This window comes from Pseudoalteromonas sp. T1lg24, assembly GCF_002964745.1.
Lineage (GTDB): Bacteria > Pseudomonadota > Gammaproteobacteria > Enterobacterales > Alteromonadaceae > Pseudoalteromonas > Pseudoalteromonas spongiae.
Map to the genome: position 1 here is coordinate 732,004 of NZ_PQCB01000006.1, position 19,500 is coordinate 751,503.

Annotated in this window: 16 protein-coding genes; 4 read left to right on the plus strand and 12 right to left on the minus strand. The window is 42.3% G+C overall.

The features are described from left to right. Positions 1-23: 23 nt before the first annotated feature. Genes murG through mraZ form a run of 10 tightly spaced genes read right to left on the minus strand, consistent with a single transcriptional unit; the run spans position 24 to position 11,038 of the window. A complete protein-coding gene (gene murG, locus C2M30_RS06420) occupies positions 24-1,082 on the minus strand; it encodes an undecaprenyldiphospho-muramoylpentapeptide beta-N-acetylglucosaminyltransferase (RefSeq protein WP_105171068.1) in 1,059 nt (352 codons plus the stop codon). Next, positions 1,079-2,251, minus strand: a complete 1,173-nt coding sequence (gene ftsW / locus C2M30_RS06425) for a cell division protein FtsW (protein WP_105171069.1) — start codon at positions 2,249-2,251, stop codon at positions 1,079-1,081. Before ftsW ends, murG begins: the two co-directional genes overlap by 4 nt. After that, on the minus strand, positions 2,248-3,555 hold the full coding sequence (gene murD, locus C2M30_RS06430; RefSeq protein WP_105171070.1) for a UDP-N-acetylmuramoyl-L-alanine--D-glutamate ligase: 1,308 nt from the start codon (positions 3,553-3,555) through the stop codon (positions 2,248-2,250). The genes ftsW and murD overlap by 4 nt, the downstream gene beginning before the upstream one ends. Next, a complete protein-coding gene (gene mraY, locus C2M30_RS06435; protein ID WP_105171071.1) occupies positions 3,556-4,638 on the minus strand; it encodes a phospho-N-acetylmuramoyl-pentapeptide-transferase in 1,083 nt (360 codons plus the stop codon). Then, positions 4,632-6,017, minus strand: coding sequence for a UDP-N-acetylmuramoyl-tripeptide--D-alanyl-D-alanine ligase (locus C2M30_RS06440; RefSeq protein WP_100912533.1), 1,386 nt, complete (start codon positions 6,015-6,017; stop codon positions 4,632-4,634). Before C2M30_RS06440 ends, mraY begins: the two co-directional genes overlap by 7 nt. After that, entirely contained in the window at positions 6,014-7,474 is a 1,461-nt protein-coding gene (locus C2M30_RS06445; RefSeq protein WP_105171072.1) for a UDP-N-acetylmuramoyl-L-alanyl-D-glutamate--2,6-diaminopimelate ligase, read from the minus strand. The genes C2M30_RS06440 and C2M30_RS06445 overlap by 4 nt, the downstream gene beginning before the upstream one ends. Next, positions 7,461-9,308, minus strand: coding sequence for a peptidoglycan D,D-transpeptidase FtsI family protein (locus tag C2M30_RS06450; RefSeq protein ID WP_105171073.1), 1,848 nt, complete (start codon positions 9,306-9,308; stop codon positions 7,461-7,463). The genes C2M30_RS06445 and C2M30_RS06450 overlap by 14 nt, the downstream gene beginning before the upstream one ends. Continuing rightward, a complete protein-coding gene (ftsL, locus tag C2M30_RS06455) occupies positions 9,305-9,631 on the minus strand; it encodes a cell division protein FtsL (RefSeq protein ID WP_040641515.1) in 327 nt (108 codons plus the stop codon). The genes C2M30_RS06450 and ftsL overlap by 4 nt, the downstream gene beginning before the upstream one ends. Further along, the gene (gene rsmH / locus C2M30_RS06460) at positions 9,631-10,566 is read right to left on the minus strand and encodes a 16S rRNA (cytosine(1402)-N(4))-methyltransferase RsmH (RefSeq protein ID WP_054978926.1); all 936 of its coding nucleotides are present in this window, start codon (positions 10,564-10,566) and stop codon (positions 9,631-9,633) included. Before rsmH ends, ftsL begins: the two co-directional genes overlap by 1 nt. A 13-nt stretch (positions 10,567-10,579) precedes the next feature. Continuing rightward, on the minus strand, positions 10,580-11,038 hold the full coding sequence (gene mraZ, locus C2M30_RS06465) for a division/cell wall cluster transcriptional repressor MraZ (protein WP_010561177.1): 459 nt from the start codon (positions 11,036-11,038) through the stop codon (positions 10,580-10,582). Between the two features lie 390 nt (positions 11,039-11,428). Between mraZ and C2M30_RS06470 the strand changes: the two genes are divergently transcribed. Then, on the plus strand, positions 11,429-13,030 hold the full coding sequence (locus C2M30_RS06470) for a S41 family peptidase (protein WP_105171074.1): 1,602 nt from the start codon (positions 11,429-11,431) through the stop codon (positions 13,028-13,030). 90 nt (positions 13,031-13,120) lie between these two features. Here the strand turns inward: C2M30_RS06470 and C2M30_RS06475 are convergent, their stop codons facing one another. Then, positions 13,121-14,008, minus strand: a complete 888-nt coding sequence (locus tag C2M30_RS06475; protein ID WP_105171075.1) for a DMT family transporter — start codon at positions 14,006-14,008, stop codon at positions 13,121-13,123. Between the two features lie 94 nt (positions 14,009-14,102). Between C2M30_RS06475 and C2M30_RS06480 the strand changes: the two genes are divergently transcribed. Continuing rightward, positions 14,103-14,843, plus strand: a complete 741-nt coding sequence (locus C2M30_RS06480) for a ferredoxin--NADP reductase (RefSeq protein ID WP_105171076.1) — start codon at positions 14,103-14,105, stop codon at positions 14,841-14,843. A 20-nt stretch (positions 14,844-14,863) separates the two neighbouring features. Here the strand turns inward: C2M30_RS06480 and pmbA are convergent, their stop codons facing one another. Next, positions 14,864-16,213 carry a metalloprotease PmbA gene (pmbA, locus tag C2M30_RS06485; protein ID WP_010561181.1) on the minus strand — a complete coding sequence of 450 codons (1,350 nt, stop codon included), beginning with the start codon at positions 16,211-16,213 and terminating at the stop codon, positions 14,864-14,866. A gap of 175 nt (positions 16,214-16,388) precedes the next feature. Between pmbA and yjgA the strand changes: the two genes are divergently transcribed. Both yjgA and C2M30_RS06495 read left to right on the plus strand, forming a co-directional pair. Next, positions 16,389-16,919: a ribosome biogenesis factor YjgA gene (gene yjgA / locus C2M30_RS06490; protein ID WP_010561182.1), complete on the plus strand. Its 531-nt coding sequence runs from the start codon at positions 16,389-16,391 to the stop codon at positions 16,917-16,919. A gap of 30 nt (positions 16,920-16,949) precedes the next feature. Beyond that, positions 16,950-19,499: an Ig-like domain-containing protein gene (locus tag C2M30_RS06495; protein WP_105171077.1), complete on the plus strand. Its 2,550-nt coding sequence runs from the start codon at positions 16,950-16,952 to the stop codon at positions 19,497-19,499. Position 19,500 lies beyond the last annotated feature (1 nt).

Sequence of the window (19,500 nt, forward strand, 5' to 3'; positions counted from 1 at the left end):
TATCTTTTTTCAATGTTCTACTCTTACTTACTAAATTCGATACATAAATTTGCAACATCGCGTGTTGCATCTAATTTGGCTGCCGCTTTTGCTTTTTCAGCCATTTTTAATACCCGTGACTTATCTTGAACATAGGGTTTTAACAAGGCAACTAGGTCGTCTTGCGTCATATCTTTTTGCTGAATGAGTAACGCTGCTTGTTGCGCTACAAGGTAATTGGCGTTTGCAGTTTGGTGATCATCGACGGCATGTGGAAATGGCACAAATACAGCCATTTTCCCCGCGGCAGCAACTTCGCTTACCGTTAACGCGCCTGCGCGACATACAACAATATCAGCCCACGCATAAGCTTTATCCATATCATGAATAAATTCGTTCACCTGTGCGTTAAGCGCCATTTTTTCATAACGTTTGGTTACTTCCGCCAAGTGACCTTTACCAGTTTGATGGAAAATAGCCAATTTACTTTCTTGTGCCAGCGTTTTAAACACATCGGGTAATTGATCATTAAATACTTTTGCGCCTAACGAGCCGCCAACCACCAAAATATTGCAGCATTCGCTGTCTTTCTCTACTTGAGCTGTTACAACACTGCTGCGAACGGGATTACCAATGATTTTGCATTTTGCACTATCAAATGCCGAAGGAAACGCCGCCATCACTTGATTTGCAATTTTGGCAAGCAACTTGTTACTAAGCCCTGCAACCGCATTTTGCTCATGAATTAGTACCGGAATGCCTAGTAACTTTGCTGCTACACCAGCAGGCCCTGTAACATAACCACCCATGCCAAGTAATACATTTGGCTTTTCTTGTTTCATCACTTTACGTGCTTGCAATATCGCTTTAGCCACCATAAAGGGCGCTTTTAGCAAACGCATAATGCCATTACCGCGCACTCCTTTAACATCAATGTAGCGAATATCAATGCCGTGACGAGGTACAACATCCGCTTCCATCCGGTCAGAGGTGCCTAACCACACTACTTGCCAACCTTGCTCTTGCAGATAATTTGCTACGGCGATCCCGGGGAAAATATGCCCCCCTGTGCCACCAGCGACAATCATTATTTTCTTACTCATGATTTTCGCCCTCTTACAGTGGCTTGTTTCGTCGCCATTTTCACCTCAAAATCAACACGCAATAAAATGCCGGCTGCAACCGTCATTACCAATAAACTTGAACCACCATACGATACGAACGGCAAAGTCAGGCCTTTGGTAGGTAAAATACCCGCGCTTGCCCCAACGTTAACCATACTTTGAAAAGCAAACCAAATTGCGATACCTAGCGCCAAATAACCTTCATAGTCTTTACCAGCTTTAAGGGCATTAAAGCCAATATTCAGCGCTCTAAAAATCAGCACAAATAACACAGTTAAAACGCTAAATACGCCGATAAACCCGGTCTCTTCGGCTAAAATCGCAAAAATAAAGTCGGTGTGCGCTTCAGGCAGATATTGTAATTTTTGCACACTATTACCTAACCCTTGACCAAACCAATCACCACGGCTGTATGCCATTAAAGACTGAACCAATTGATAACCCTTACCAAACGGGTCATCCCAAGGATCCATAAAGCCAGTAATACGTGCACGCCGATAAGGTGAACTAGCGATCAGCAATACCACTAGGCCAACACCTGCCATCATCAAAGCAAAGAATTGCCACAAACGTGCGCCCGCTAAGAACAGCAAACCCACAGTTGTAACAAACATTACTACTACCGTACCTAAATCGGGTTGCATCAAAATCAAAAATGCATAAACCGTAAATACAGCTAGTGGTTTAATAAAGCCTTTTAAGTTTTCTTGCACTTCAGATTTTTTGCGAACCAAGTAACCAGCGAGATAACAAAAGAAAAATAACTTAGCAACTTCAGATACTTGAATATTAATCGGCCCTAAACCAATCCAGCGCGTTGAACCGTTTACTTCACGACCGATAACCAGTACCGCGATTAACATAGGTACACCTGCCAGCAACAGCGGTAAATTGGCCTTTTTCCAAAAACTCATCGGTAAGCTGGTTGAGATCATCAACAAACTCATACTCAACACTAAATACACCACGTGGCGAATGGTGAAATGGAAGGGGTTATCAAACATACGAATTGCAGTAGGCATCGACGCGCTGGTTACCATAATAAAACCAACACCAACCAAAATAACCATGCAATAAATAAGTGGAATATCGTAAAGTGTATTTGAGCGCACATGAAATTGCGCTTTTAAAAACTCAAGCACCTTCATGATTGCACCGCCTTGTTAACCAACTCAACAAATACATCGCCGCGATGTTCAAAGCTGTTAAACATATCAAAACTCGCGCACGCAGGCGCAAGTAATACGATATCACCCGAAACAGCGATGCCCTTCGCCTGTACTACGGCATCTTCAAGTGAATTTGTCTGGATTGCGTTTTCACATAACGCTGCTATCTGAGCTTTATCTTTACCAAAGGTTATAAGCTGTTTAACGGTCGTTTCAATATCAACTTTTAATGGTGAAAAATCAGCACCTTTGCCAACACCGCCCGCTAATAAAATAATATTTTTACCTTTAGCTAAGCTTGTTAATGCAGCTTGTGTTGCACCAACATTCGTCGCTTTGGAGTCATTAACATAAAGTACGCCGTTATCTTCACATACTAATTGGCAGCGATGAGCAAGCCCTGAAAACTGATTAAACGCCGTTTTAAACACATTAACTGGCAGTTTAAGATTTTCTAACAGCGCCATAACTGCGAGCGCGTTTAATTGGTTGTGTAATCCAATCACTTTTAGCTCGTCAGTACTCAACATTTGTTTGCCGTGTACATTAAAGTATTGCTGCGAAATCGTATAATCACCTTGTTGCGCACCAAAACTAACACCTGGCGTTTGCTCACAATGAGTTAATGCATCATCAAAATTAACAACCACATGTTTACTATGTAAATGAATGCGCTGTTTAGCGTAAGCATAATCACCAAGGCTGTCGTAACGATCCATATGATCTTCACTAATATTTAGCACGCAACTTGCTTCACACACTAACGAATGCGTTGTCTCTAATTGAAAGCTCGATAGCTCCAATACATAGCAATCGTAATCTTGGTCAATAACATCCAGTACCGGTGTACCAATGTTGCCCGCAAGCGCCACTTTATAACCCGCTTGCTTTAATACATCGCGCGTTAGTGTAACTACAGACGACTTGCCGTTAGAGCCTGTTACCGCATACACAGCTTTGGTATTAATCCGAGCAAATAGCTCAACATCGCCAATCACCTCTACACCACGGGTTATTGCATCTTGTATATACATGTTAAAAAGCGCAATACCTGGGCTAATAACGATTAAATCAACGTTTTTAAACAACGTATCATTAAGGGCACCAAAATGTGTATCTGTTGCAAGCTGTGCAGCAATATCAGCGTTAGGTGGCAAATCACGGCTATCCACAACGCTAAACGCAATATTTTTACGAGCGAAAAAACGCATTGTGCTCAGACCGGATACACCCAGCCCAAGCACAATAATTTTTTTGTTTTTAAGTTCGTCTAAATAATTCATTTATCTCAGCTTTAATGTTGCTAAACCGGCTAAAACTAAAACCACCGAAATAATCCAAAAACGTACAATTACCCGTGGTTCTGGCCAACCTTTTAATTCATAGTGATGGTGTATGGGTGCCATGCGAAATATACGTTGGCCGCGTAATTTGTATGAGCCCACCTGCAAAATAACCGATAGTGCTTCCATTACAAAAACACCACCCATAATCACGAGTACCAATTCTTGTCGTACTAATACCGCGATAATGCCAAGTGCACCACCTAGCGCAAGCGAACCTACATCGCCCATAAATACTTGCGCTGGATATGTGTTAAACCATAAGAAACCTAAACCCGCCCCCACAATCGCAGTACAAAGAACAACTAGTTCACTCGCTTCTGGGATATAAGGAATATGTAGGTAGTTGGCAAAATTAACGTTACTGGTTACGTACGCAATAAATGCAAATGCGCCGGCAACTAAAATCGTAGGTACAATAGCTAGACCGTCTAATCCATCGGTTAAGTTAACGGCGTTTGATGTACCAACAATTACAAAGTAAGCCATTACAATGTAAAACAAGCCAAGCTGTGGCATTACTTCTTTAAAGAAAGGTACAACAAGCGCAGTTTCTTGTGGTAACGCAGCACTGTAAAACAAAAATGCACCGGCAGTTAAGGCGATTACCGACTGCCAAAAGTATTTCCAACGGGCAATCAGGCCGTCAGTGTTTTTGCGTACTACTTTACGGTAGTCATCAATAAAACCCACAACACCAAGTGAGCCGATAACAAATAATGTGACTAATACATAACGGTTACTTAAGTCAGCCCATAACAATGTACTGGCAAAAATAGAACCTAAAATCAAAATGCCGCCCATTGTTGGCGTGCCTGATTTAGAAAAATGCGATTCTGGACCGTCATCACGTACAGTTTGGCCAATTTGCATTAGCTGCAAACGACGAATCAATTTTGGACCAAAATAAAGCGACAGCATAAGTGCGGTTAACACACCTAGAATAGAGCGAAACGTTAAGTACGAAAAAACGTTAAAGCCTGAGTAAAATTGTGTTAAATATTCAGCCAACCACATTAACATGACTGTTCACCTTTCTTATTATTGAGCTCGTCTACAAGTAGTTCCATTCGAGAACTACGCGAACCCTTTATCAAAATTGTTGTACGTTCATTGCCGCTAGCTGCATCGTTAAGTAACGCCTGCTTTAACGCATCGACAAGTTTTTCGCGGGTTGAGAAGTGGCGACCAGGTTGTTCAAACACATCACTCGCCGATTGACTAAGCACACCTAATGTATATACATGGTCTATGCCTTTGTCTCTGGCGTATTCACCTACTTCTTGGTGATAGACACGTGCATCTTCACCAAGTTCAGCCATATCACCTAAAACCAGTATTTTTTTGCCGTTAATACCGCTTAACAGGTCAATTGCTGCACGAACCGAGCCTGGATTAGCATTGTAGCTATCATCGATAAGAGTCAGTTTTTGCGAGACCTCAATAATATTCACGCGCCCTTTTACCTGCGGCATATTACTTAAGCCCGAAGCGACTTGTTTTAAACTAACGCCCAGCGGAAGTACCAGCGCTGAAGCAACTAAACTGTTAGTGACATTGTGTGAACCTGGGATCGGCAAATCAACTCGTACCGCTTCACCTTTATAAACAAGGTCAAAGCTTGCACGACCAAAATCATCTAATATTATGTTTTCAGCCCAAATATCTTTGTGCTGTGTTGCTGAGAACTGAGTTACCTGTTTGTCTTCAAGGCGTGCTAACCAATAGTCAATAAACTCACTATCGGCATTAACCACTGCCACACCATTTTCAGGTAAGCCTAAGAAAATTTCGCCTTTTGCACGCGCTACACCAAATAGATCGCCAAAACCTTCTAAATGCGCTTCCGCCACATTGGTAATCGCCGCTACATGCGGTTTTACTAAATCAGTGGTATAGGCAATTTCACCTAGGTGATTTGCACCCAGCTCAATCACTGCATACTGGTGCTTTTCTTCTAATCGCAACAGCGTAAGTGGTACACCAATATCGTTATTAAAATTGCCATCGGTCGCCAGTACTTCACCAAGCTGCGATAAAATCGCTGCGGTCATTTCTTTAACTGTGGTTTTACCTACACTTCCCGTCATCGCAACAGTTTTAGGGCTTACTTTAGCCATCACAGCTGCGCCTAATTTGCCTAATGCAAGACGAGAGTTTTCAACGATAAACTGAGGGATATCGACATCTTGTTCTACTTCAACAATCAGCGCTTTAGCACCTAACTCTTGTGCTGTTTGGGCGAATTTATGGCCATCAAAGTTTGGTCCTTTAAGTGCTAAAAACACTTCGCCTGCTTGTAATTTTCTTGAATCGGTTACAATTGTTGAAAATGCTACATTTTCGCCGCGGTATGACACACCTAAGACGTCTGCAATCCAGTTTAGATCAGCCGTAATCATGCGCTTTCCCCTTTTAAAATCTGCTGTGCAACTAAGCTATCACTAAAGTGCAGCGTGTTAGTGCCTATTATTTGGTAGTCTTCGTGGCCTTTGCCAGCAATTAAAACAATGCCATCAGCAGAGGTGGTGGCAATCGCATGCGCGATAGCTTGATAGCGATCATGCTCAACCACAGCTCGTTCAGCAGCTGCAAATCCAGCTAAAATGTCTGCGGTAATTGCTTTTTCATCCTCTGTACGCGGATTATCATTAGTAACAATTACTTTATTTGCATACTTTTCAGCTATTTGCGCCATAAGTGGGCGTTTACCTTTGTCTCTGTCACCACCACAGCCAAACACACACGTGATATTGCTGCCAACATGTTCCGACAATGCAATCAATGCTTGTTCAAGGGCATCTGGTGTATGGGCATAATCGACAATACAGGTAGGTTTATTATCTGCGCTGAAAGCTTGCATTCTTCCGACTACCGCATCTAATTGGTCAATTTTATCAATTAACCAATTAAAGTCATATGTTAAATTCAGTAATGTCGCGAGTGCTGCGGTTAAGTTATATAAATTAAACTTACCAAACAAAGGTACAGTAACTTTGTGGCTTCCCCAGCTCGAGCGAATATCACAACATAAGCCTTGTTTTGAATACTTTGCATTATCAAATGAGACAAACGGATAGCTAATATCGGTTGGCAGGTTTTCACCAAATAGAACCGGGTTAGGAATACGACCTTCTGCCAGCCATTGCTTTACTTGCGCATCGTCAAAATTAACGACATTACATCTCGTTGAGAAATTGGTTAGTAGTGATAATTTTGCCTCGCCATACGCGAGCATAGTGCCATGATAATCAAGATGATCACGACTTAAATTAGTAAACACCGCAATATCAAATGCACTATGCGCCACTCGCTTTTGCACTAAACCATGAGACGACACTTCCATTGCCACTAATTCATAGTCGCGCATTTGCCAAAATAAATCTTGTAGGTCAATGGCTGAAGGCGTGGTGTTAGCCAGTGGCGTAAGCTTTTCGGTTTGACCCCAGCCAAGTGTACCAATAACACCTGTTTTTTGCTCGGGTGCACTGGCCAGATTTGCGATCATACTCGTTACGGTAGATTTACCATTAGTGCCTGTAACGCCAACTAATTTAAATTGCGTACTCGGCACGCCATAAAAAGCACTCGCAAAAAGACTCAGTTTGTTCGCTAAGTCATCAATAACGTATACATTCGCTAGATTTGGTTGATATTGACATTCGCTATCAACAAGCACTAGCGCAGCGCCAGCTGCCAAAGCGTTATCGATAAAACGTGAACCATCGAGTTGATGACCTTTAATCGCAATAAACGCAGTACCGGGCGCTATGGCCCGGCTGTCTAAAGTCAGTTTATGTGTTTTAATGCCGCAGCTAGGTTCACCTATTGCGAGCAATGCGCGATCAATAGGTAACATAGTCCCGCCGTTGATTTAGTTGCGCGACAGCTTCAAGATCTGGTGCAACATTTAAGATTCGCAGCGATCCCGACATAATCTCAGAAAACGCAGGGCCGGCAACATCACCACCATAATAAACGTCACCGCCCGGTTCATTGATCATCACAACAACCGCTAAACGCGGATCAGATACTGGCGCAATACCTGCGAAGTAACCGACATATTCATCACCATAGCCGCCAAATGCAGCTTTTTTCGAAGTACCTGTTTTGCCACCAACGCGATAACCATCTAGTTTTACACGTGTAGCAGTTCCGCCTCGCTCAAAAACGCTTTCCATCATTTCTAGTACAGCAAAAGCATTACGCTCTTCAAACACACGTTCACCGTGTACTTTGCCTTCTTGTTTTAAAATCGTCAGCGGACGGTTAATACCACCAGAACCGATAGCTGCATAAGCACGTGCCATTTGCGCAGTACTTACTGAAATTCGGTAGCCATATGCTAATGTTGCCACCTCAAAATCAGACCAACGGCCGTGCGGTGTAAATAAACCATCACTTTCACCAACCATACCTGTGCCAGTTTCCTCGCCAAACCCTAAACGTTGGAAGAAACCAATAAAGTCTTGCTTAGGCATAGTTTGCGCTATTTTTGATACACCCACATTTGACGATTTTTGCAATATTGTACGCAGATCCATTGGACCATTGTTCTTACCGTCAGTAACAATACTACCGCCAACACGCATCCACCCTTTGGTTTTTATCACGGTATCAAAATCGATGGTGCCATATTCTAGTCCAGCTAAAACTGAAATAGGCTTTAACGTTGAGCCTGGCTCAAATAGGTCGGTAATTGCGCGGTTACGGCGTTTATGTGGCGCCGCATCTTTTAAATTATTTGGATTGAACGACGGGCTATTCACCATCGCCAAAACTTCACCGGTCGTTACATCAACAACCATAGCGCTACCCGATGTTGCTTTATAACTCAGCACCGCTGATTTTAAAGAACGATAAGCCAGTGATTGAATGCGCTGATCAATGCTCAGTTGGATATTTTCAGGTTCAATACGCGCGCGTTCATCAAGAATTTCAATTTCTCGACCTTGTGCGTCTTTGCGAATGGTACGTTTACCCGCTTCACCGGTTAACGCTTCATTATAGAGTTTTTCTATGCCTTCGATGCCTTCACCATCGATGTTAGTAAAGCCAAGTATGTGGGCAGTGACTTCACCCGCTGGGTAGAAGCGTTTTGATTCGTCGAGTAAGTAAATTCCTGGCAATTTCAATTCTGAAATATAGCGTGCTACCGGCGGAGTCACCTGACGCTTTAAATACACAAAGCGACGAGTATTGTCGCTTGTTAGTTTTCCATCAATTAACGGCTTTTGCAGGCGTAATACTTCAGCGAGATCCTGCCAGCGTGAATCGCTGTTATAGATTTCAATTTTTTCTTTTGCGACGCGCGCGGGATCACTATCTAATGCTTTGACCGCTTGTTTAATATCAAGTTGATTTTCTCTCGCATGCTTGCGCGCAAGACTATAAACCTTGGCTGTTAAGGCCTTATCAAGTTGTTTTGGGTCACCATAAACACTTACAACCGGTACGCTAATCGCTAGTTCGTTACCATGGCGATCTAAAATTAAACCACGCTGTACATTAACCTTTTCTACGCGTACCGTACGTTTATCATTTTCAGACACGGCAAAATCAGGTTCGATAACCTGAATATAAGCGGCACGTGCAACCAGTGTTGCAAATACGGCAAAAATCGTGGCACATACCAATAAGTATCGCCAGCGGATTAAGCTGCCTTGTTTTGGTTTAGTACTATGTCGTTTCATGGTAATACCACCAGCTTTTCATCCTTGCGTTCTGGTCGTTTCATATCAAGTTTTTTCTTGGCAATATCTTCAACTCGGGCATGCTGTGCGTAGAATTCACTTTCTACAACCAAGTAGCCCCACGCCAAATCTAATTCATCTTTTTGTTGTAACAACGTGTCTTGTTTGATCACTTCTGCGCGTGATGCATCGGTAACCATCACTACGGCAAATGCCGAAGCAAAAATAGAAAAAAGCAGCCCCAAAGTGACTTTCTCCCTAAAAAGTCCCTTAGTGATCTCGATAAACAGGTTTGGCTGACGTGTATTATTTTTACTAGCCACTACAACCTCTTAGCGATCCTAAGTACGGAGCTGCGCGCACGGCTATTACGAGCTATTTCTTGCTCGCTCGGTTTAATAGCCTTACCTATCGCTTTTAACGTTAGGTTTTGTTTTAACTGTTCATCAGTAAGCGGAAGGCCTCGCGGTACTGCTTCGCCTTTGCTTTGCTTTTTAATAAATTGCTTAACAATGCGATCTTCGAGTGAATGGAACGAAATTACCGCTAAACGGCCATCTTGCTTGAGTACATCAAGCGAGCCTTGTAATGCTGTGGTGATTTCTTCAAGCTCACTGTTGATATAAATTCGAATTGCCTGAAACGTACGCGTTGCTGGGTGCTTGTGCTTATCTTTTACCGGTACTGCTTCATCAACTAACTTTGCTAATTGCTTAGTCGTTGTGATTGGATGCTCATCGCGCGTTTCAATAATTTTGGTCGCAATACGGCGGCCAAATTTTTCTTCGCCATATTTCTTAATTACAAAAGTGATGTCTTCTAGTTCCGCTTCTGCCAACCACTGCGCTGCACTGCGGCCAGAACTCGGGTCCATACGCATATCCAGTGGACCATCATGCATAAAGCTAAAACCACGGTCCGCTTCATCAAGCTGCGGACTTGAAACACCAATATCTAGCAAAATACCATCAACCTGATTTAACAAATTGAGGTTTTCAGCTACCTGACGGATATTTGAAAAGCGATCATGCACAATCTGAAAACGCGCATCATCGGCAAATTTTTTCGCCGCTTCAATTGCCGTTGGGTCGCGATCTATCGCAACTAGTCGCCCTTGCTCACCTAGGCGTTTTAAAATTTCGCCCGAATGACCGCCACGACCAAAGGTACCATCGATGTAAATACCGTTTGGCTTAATATCTAAAGCCTCGATCGTTTCGTCGAGTAACACGGAAATATGCTGTTGGCTTTGAGACATAGGGCGCCTATTATTAAAAATTGAAATCTTGTAGTCGTTCGCTAACGGTCAGATCTTTTTGCTGTTCCTGGGCGATATCTTGTTGTAGTTTTTCATTCCAAGTATCTTCATCCCAAAGCTCAAACTTATTGAGTTGACCAACTAACATTAATTTTTTATTGAGCCCTGCATGTGCTCGAAGTGGAGATGACAATAAAATTCTGCCGTTTTTATCAAGCTGACATTCCATCGCACTACCAAGTAAAATACGTTTAACGCGGCGTTCCGCTTCAACCATATTCGATAACTGACTCAGTTTTTGCTCAACTTCTTGCCATTCACTTAGCGGATACAACAAAAGACAGGGATCTTTTAAGTCAATCGTGCACACTAACTGGCCTTCGCAATCTGCCTGCAATAAAGCACGAAACTTGGTTGGTATTGCCAAGCGCCCTTTATCGTCGAGGTTAATTGCATGTGCGCCACGAAACATGTAAGCGTTCCCATTTTGTTATTAGTGCCGATCCACTGAGATCCATTTTTTACCACTTTTCTCCACAACGTTAGAGTCTAGGGCTTGACACAGGTATTTGTCAAGAATTGTAACAATAATATTTTTCTCGCTAGCCCTTTGTTGATAAGGGCTAGAGCAAAGTTAATGAATTTAGTGGAAAAATGTGGAGAGAGATCTTAGATCAAGCCTTTACTAGCCTAGCATTGAAACTTTTTGCACAAAAAGCGATCAAATATTTATGGTTTAAGAAAATAAAGCATACGTATAACAGATCGTGCTTTTACAAACTTTAACTGTAAACAGTTGTTGTTATTTTGACCCTCTGATATTTTGTTACGATAAATTGCGATCTTATTTAAGGAAATATTTATGAAGTTCAGCAAATTGCAAAAAGGAATTACCTTAGCGTTATCAATGTCGATGTTAGTAGCCTGTAATGGTGATTCAGACTCAGATAATGATATTGGTAGCGGCGATAATTCATGGGTTGCCGGTGAATTTAAAGCAAAAGAGATATTTGCGAATAAATGTGCCGTTGTTCGTACAGGGTCTGATCCTTATACCAATGAAGTATATAAAGATCGTGCTGGTACACTCACAGATGAAAAAATGTGGTTACGTTCATGGAACCATGAATCATACCTCTGGTTCGATGAAGTGGAAGATGTCGATCCTGCCGATTACAGTACACCACTGGCTTATTTCGACGTACTTAAAACGTTTGCCAAAACTAGCTCAGGTGCAGATAAAGATAATTTCCACTTCGCGCAAGATACCGCTGAATACCGTAAACGCACGCAAGGCAGTGCATCTTCAGGATATGGTATTCGCTGGCAAGCGCGTAACCTCGATGCAGACGGTCGTTTCACGCTTCCACGCACATTGTATGTGGCAACTATTGAGCCAGGTTCACCTGCAGATACAGCAGGCTTTATACGTGGCGATCAGATCATCAAAGTGGATGGTGCTGATTTCTTAAATGGCAATGATGTTGAGACGCTTAATGCCGGTTTATTTCCGACAAATAATGGTCAAAGCCATGACATCACAGTAAAAGATGTATTTGGCGCAGAAAGAACCATTACAGTTACATCTGGCAGTTATGATCTTTCGCCAGTTAAAGCGACCAATACCTTTGTCCATGCAGGTAAAACGGTTGGCTATATTCAATTCGATACTTTTAATATCAGCGACGCGCAAGATGATTTAATCAACAAGTTCACCCAGTTTAGGAACCAAAATGTTAGCGAGCTGGTAGTTGATTTAAGATACAACGGCGGTGGTTTGCTCGCGCTTTCTTCACAGCTGGCTTATATGATTGCCGGTGATGTGAATACGCAAAACCGAGACTATTATACACTTAAGTATAATGGCAAATGGTCTAACGATGAAACTATCGGCTTCTATGATAAAAAAATTGATTGGCAAAACGGTAATTTAACTAACATCGATTTACCAACCGTAGGCCTAAATAAGGTATACGTGTTATCGAGTGATTCAACTTGTTCAGCGAGTGAAGCACTAATTAACGGATTAAAAGGTATTGATCTCGATGTTGTGTTAATTGGTGGCCAAACTTGTGGTAAGCCTTATGGCTTTGTTCCAACCGATAATTGCAGCACAACTTATTTCACAATTCAGTTTAGCGGTGTAAATGATAAAGGTTTTGGTGAGTACTCTGATGGACTAATCCCTAAGCAAAATCCTAACTTCCAAAACGAAGTGCGCGGCTGTACGGTAAGTGATGACTTAACTCGTCCACTCGGTGATATTTCAGAAGGCATGCTATCAGCTGCGCTTTACCACATCGAACGTGGCAGCTGCCCGCCAATTGCTGCAAACTATGCACCGAAGACATCAACAACGGCTAAACAAGTTGTTGGAGAGCCTCTTAAAATGCCACAAGATCGTACGCAACAAATGATTGAAAATAATGCGATCTTTACGCCTCTTGAGACTACAAATAAATAAACGGCGGTTTATTTATTAACGCTAGAAAAAGGTGGCCATGCCACCTTTTTTATTCATATATCTTCTTCACAGCATTTGTTTTCATACCAATTACCGGAAAATAAAAAACAACGAAATCCCGCCAACCGCAAGCACAGTGCCAAACAGCGTTTTTCCAGAAGGGATTTGCCCTTTTAAAATTGAAAACAACAAAATAAATAAAGGTGATGTGGCAATTAACGTTTGCGCTACAGCCGGATTCGCATATTTAAGTGCAATTTGCTGCAACCAAAGCGTTAAAAAGGTCCCTACCACAATGGCAAGTAACAGTAATACAAACTCACGCTGCGCCATTTTTGAAAAACCTGTAACTAGCTGGGCCAACTGTTGTCGTTTAATCAGTACAAGGGTTAAGAGCAGCACGCCCACACCTGCAAGTAGTCTAAGCACTGCTCCTAGTAACGGCTCAATATCGCCAGCGACAAGGGCATAATGAGAAATCACCACGCCCGAGGCTTGGCAAACACTGGCTAGTAAACCAAACCCTATGCCAGCTGCATTCACTTTTTGGGTATGGGTTTCAGGCTGCATTACCACCAAGGCTACCGCAAAGGTCGTTACCAACACTCCTAACCAACTCTGCCAACTTAATAAACTACCAAGTATTAATACCGCTAAAATACCGGAAAGTGGCGGAGCGATAGATTCAAGCAAGAGAGTTTTATTTACGCCTATGCGCTTTAATGATGCAAAATAAGCACTATCACCAATAGCAATACCTATCACACCTGAAAATAACAAAATCCCTATATGCTCAGGCGATAAAGAAAATTCCACATTTGGCAGTAAAGGCAGCGTAAGCAACATTAATGATGCAGCAATAACACCTTTAACCAAATTAAGCTGCAAAGCACTAAAGTGATGACTAAAGCGACCATACAGCAGGCTTGCTAAAGCCCAAAAAAAAGCCGCTGCTAACGCTGCCACTTCACCTAACATACTATTTCCTCAATAAAATTCTTTCCACTAGATTGAAATTCTCAGCGCAGCTGCCACAGTTAAAGTAGCCCCAAATAAACGTTGAGAGCAAATTATGGCAAATTGGATTGATGGACAAGTTACTCATATCAAGTGGTGGAACGACAAGCTATTTAGTTTAACCGTGTCTGCATCATTACCAAGTTATAAAGCAGGGCAATTTACTAAACTTGCAATGACAATTGAAGATAAAAAAATCTCCCGTGCATATTCTTTCGTCAATACCCCCTCAAATAACAACCTTCATGAGTTTTTACTGGTTACTGTGGAAGACGGATTACTTTCACCGCCGCTTTCGGATTTAAAAAAAGGGGATACATTGCAAATCGCTGAGCAAGCCTCTGGTTTTTTTACGTTAGATGAGGTGCCAGAATCTGACACATTATGGCTATTAGCGACAGGCACGGCGATTGGGCCTTTTTTATCTATGCTAGGTGATGATGCGATTTGGCAAAAATATAAACATGTTGTGCTTGTTCACGGGGTACGTAAACACACAGACTTGGTTTATCAGCAGCAAATTTGCGATCTGTGTAACAATCATCCACTGACGTTTGTGCCCGTTATCAGTCAAGAGAAGTGGCCCGATGGGCTGCAAGGTCGCATTACTAATGCGATAACCTCAGATGAGTTGTTTAGCCATGTTGAAATAACGCCAACACCACAAAACAGTCAGTTTATGCTTTGTGGAAATCCAGAAATGGTCAAAGAAACAACGCAATTACTATTAGATTTAGGCTTTACGCGAAATCGCCGTGCAAAGCCTGGAAATATTACCGTGGAGCAATATTGGTAAGGTGTCGTAATTAAGGCCGACTACTCACCGGCAATAGACATACTCTCAATCAAAATTGAGCCTGTTTGAATGCTGCCGCGCACATCAACATCACCGCCAATTGCCGCCACTTTTAAGAACATATCTTTTAGGTTTCCGGCAATGGTAACTTCACTTACCGGGTATTGAATTTCACCATTCTCTACCCAAAAGCCAGCTGCACCGCGTGAATAATCGCCGGTAACAATATTAACACCTTGCCCCATAACTTCAGTTACTAACAAACCTGTGCCCATTTCATTAAGCACATTTTTTAAATCTTGATGTGAAGCTTCTACTAACCAGTTGTGAATACCACCAGCATGACCTGTTGCCTGCATACCAAGTTTGCGTGATGCATAACTTGCTAATAAGTAAGTTTGTAACTCACCACCTTTAATGATTTCACGATCTATGGTTTTTACCCCTTCACTGTCAACAGCTGAAGACGCTAAGCCACCTAAAATATGCGGACGCTCTTGAATATTCACTTTATCGCTAAACACTTGGCTACCTAAGCTATCGAGCAAGAAACTCGATTTGCGATAAAGTGCACCACCACCAATGGCTGAAACTAAATGACCAAATAGCGAGCTGGCGATATCAGCGCGAAACACAACTGGATACTTACCCGTTGGAATACGACGACAATTTAAACGTGCGATTGTTTCTTCTGCCGCTTCAATACCAACACTTTCAGCGCTACTTAACCCTTCTTGTTTACGTGCGATGGTATACGCTGAATCGCGTTGCATCATGCCATTTTCTTCGCCAATAACCATACAGCTAATGCTATGACGACTGCGCGGAAACCCCACTAATTGACCATAACTATTGCCATATACACGCAGGCCATTGTGGCTAGAAAAACTAGCGCCATCTGAATTACTAATACGACTATCAAACTGCATTGCCGCCGCTTCAGCTTGTTTACACAAGTCAATTCCTTGTTCAGCGGTTACTTGCCATGGGTGATACAAATCAAGATCTTGCGGAGCAAAATCAAGCAGCTCTTTATCTGCGATGCCATTACATGGATCTTCTGAAGTATATTTGGCAATCTCAACTGCTTTCGATACAACCGTTTTTAGCGCTTCAGGGCTTAAATCTGCAGTTGACGCTGAGCCTTTTTTATTTCCTACATAAACACTAATGCCAAGGGCACCATCTTGGTTATATTCAATCGTTTCAAGTTCGCCTAAACGGGTTGAAACAGATAAACCTGAGGTACTCGACATTGCCGCTTCAGCAGAGCTTGCGCCTAACTGTTTTGCGTAATCGAGCGCTTCGCTCACCGCTTGCTTAACTTCATTAAGGCGCTGAAAAATTGGATCGTTAGAGTCTGCTTGCATAGGAAAATGAGTTTAAATTTAAATATTTTTTTAAGCATATCAAAAATACCGCCATAAGGCAGAGCATCGAAACAGATTTTTCACGTATAATATAAAGAAATTACGCAATTAGACTTGGGTAGATTGACCCAAAACAGACTAACAATGCGTGACATTACTAATTTGTGGAGAAACCATGGCCAAAAAGAACAAAGTTGATTTCGATACGCCAGAGGAAGAAATTATTTACGTATCACGTGCAGAACTTAAACGTGATGCCAAAGAGTTACATGGACTTGGTGCCGATATTGCTGGACTAAGCAAAAAGCAACGTAAAACAATTCCATTAAACGATGAATTGATTGAAGCTATGGAGCTTGCAGATCGCCTTAAAGAGAAAACAGAAGCTTACCGCAGACATTTAAACTACATTGCTAAATGTTTACGCTTAGCGGCAAATATTGAAGAGATCACCAAAGCGGTAGATATTCTGAAAAACAAGCATGCGCAAGGCAATGTGTTGTTTCATAAACTTGAACATATTCGCGATGAGTTAATTGAAGTTGGCGACAATAAGATCAATGAGTTAGTATCAGAATATCCCGAACTTGATAGACAGCGATTACGTCAATTAACACGCCAAGCAAAAAAAGAAAAAGAAGCAAATAAGCCAGCTAAAGCTTATCGCGAAATTTTTCAGTGTTTAAAACAAGTAATCACGCACTAATAAAACAAACAGCAACGGTTAAGGATAAGCATGAGAACAATAAGGCAACTTGGTATTTTACTCACTGCATCTGCGCTTGCAGCGTGTAATGGCTCATCGGGTAAAAACGATGAAGTGACACCGCCAGACCCAAATGCGCCAACGCTATTGACGCTTTCGGTACTTGATGAAAACTGCCAAGCACTTACCACACCTTCTCTCGTTGCTGGATCAACATTTTGTGTACAGGCTTTTCTAAGTAAAAATAGCGAAGCCATAAGCAATACCAGTGTTAGTTTTGAAACCGCGCTAGGCACATTGTCGCCAAGTAGTAAATTAACCAATGTTGATGGCATTGCACAAGTATTACTCAGCAGTACCCCTTCTGATATTGGCGCAGCGGACATCACAGCAACATCGCAAGATGCGAGCGCTAGCACAAGCTTTGAGTTTTTACGTGACACTAGTCAAACAACGCTTCTTCCTGTTGTAACACTTACCAGCTTAGTTGGCGATTTAGCGGTAAACAATGCTAAGCAAGGCGAAGTTATCACCTTAAAAGCCAACTTACTCGACAACCTCAACAACCCAATTAGCCAAGTACCGATTAGTTTTTCTGCTGAGATTGGTGAACTTAATGCCGCATCTTGGTTAACCGACGCAAATGGTAATGCCAGTGTACAGCTAACGCTCGCTTCCGACAGTCCTATCGGTGCGGCCACAGCCGTAGCAACGTACCAAATTGATGAAAGTAATAGCGTAAGTTCGCAAATAAACTATCAAGTATTAAGTGCCGATGATATTGATACACCAGTTGTACAAGCCGGTTACTTTGATAGCAATGGTAATTTTGTTGCTAACCAATTGAAACTAAGCGTTGCGCGCCAAAGCGATGGCTCGGTAGATTTAGCGGCAGGCGGTACTCTCGGCCTATCACTAGTATTAGTAGACGAAAACCAGCAAGTAATCACTACGCCAACGGCTGTTAATTTTAGCTCCAGCTGTGTAATTAATGGCACAGCTAGCATTGACCAGCAAGTTCTCACAATAAACGGTGAAGCTAATTCAACGTACAGAGATATTAATTGCGCTGGAGCTAATGGTAATCAAGATCAAATAATCGCAAGCGTTACCGTAAACGGCGAAAATATTATTTTAACGCAAGATGTAAACCTCTCTGGCGAAGCACTCGGTGCCATTGAGTTTGTATCAGCAGATCCGACGTCAATCGTGATTAAAGGTACTGGCGGCGTAGGCAAACAAGAAATTTCAACCATCACTTTCCGCGTGAAAGGCAAACAGGGTAATTTACTGGCTCAACAGCTAGTTAATTTTAGAGCAAGTACCTATGTTGGTGGTCTAGAAATATCTCCCACTTCCGCAATTACTAACTCACAAGGTGAAGTGAGTACCAAAGTAATCTCGGGGACTGTGCCAACACCGGTTCGCGTTACCGCAAGTGCCACAACAACTAACGATGCAGACGAAAGCGTCGAGATTATCAGTCAATCTGACTTGCTCTCGGTGAATACCGGTCTTGCCGATCAAAACAGTATTTCTTTATCCGCAGAAATTCTTAACCCTGAAAGTCACAATACAAATGGCGTAACAAGTGAGATTACTGCATGGCTAGCAGACAGTTTCAATAACCCCGTGCCCGATGGCACTACAGTGAACTTTACCACTGAAGGCGGTCAAATAGAGCCAAGCTGTCAAACTACCAATGGTTCATGTTCAGTTACTTGGCAAAGTAGCAACCCTCGCGTGTTTAACCACAGATCTACCATTCTGGCTACCGCCATTGGCCATGAAACCTTTTTCGATACCAATGGTAATAACCTATTTGATAATCAAGATGGTAACGCTGTAACAGATGCAGCTGTATCAAGCGGGTTTGGTCGTGCAGAATATTTACCTTCAGGTTTTATCGATATGTCTGAAGCCTGGCGCGATGACAATGAAAACGACCAATACGACCAAGGCGAAACCTTTATCGACTTTGATAACAATAAAATATTTGCCAGCGCTGACGGCATGTTTAACGGCCCACAATGTTCTGGCGATTTATGCTCAACAAAAAGCTTAATTAATGTGCGTAAGTCATTGGTGCTAATTATGGCAAGTGGCACAAGTAAATGGGCATTATATGAAACAGTGGAAACAGACCCCGGCCAATTTAGTGAAACGATTGTTGCCAGTAATCGGGATGCTGTTAGTCAATTTAGAACCCCAATTGCACGTGGTGAAAGCCAATCTTATTCACTAAGCTTTGCTGACACTGCATTACAAACCTTACCCCAAGGCAGCACAGTGAGTGTAAGTACCGATGTTGGCGAGCTCGTTGGACAAACAAGCTTTACTGTAGGGAATACTAATGGTGGCGCCAGAACACCTATCAGCCAAGCAGAGTTAAATTCAAATACAGGAATTACAATATCAGAAGCAAAGATAAGAAAGGTGTTCGGCGGCGATACTATAGGCTTTACGCTAAAAAATACGCTCGCTGAAGGTGATGATGCAACTACCGCGAACTTAACGATTGAAATAACAAGCTCCGGTGGCGTGGTCACATCGCAGTTTATTACGGTCGACTTACAATAAA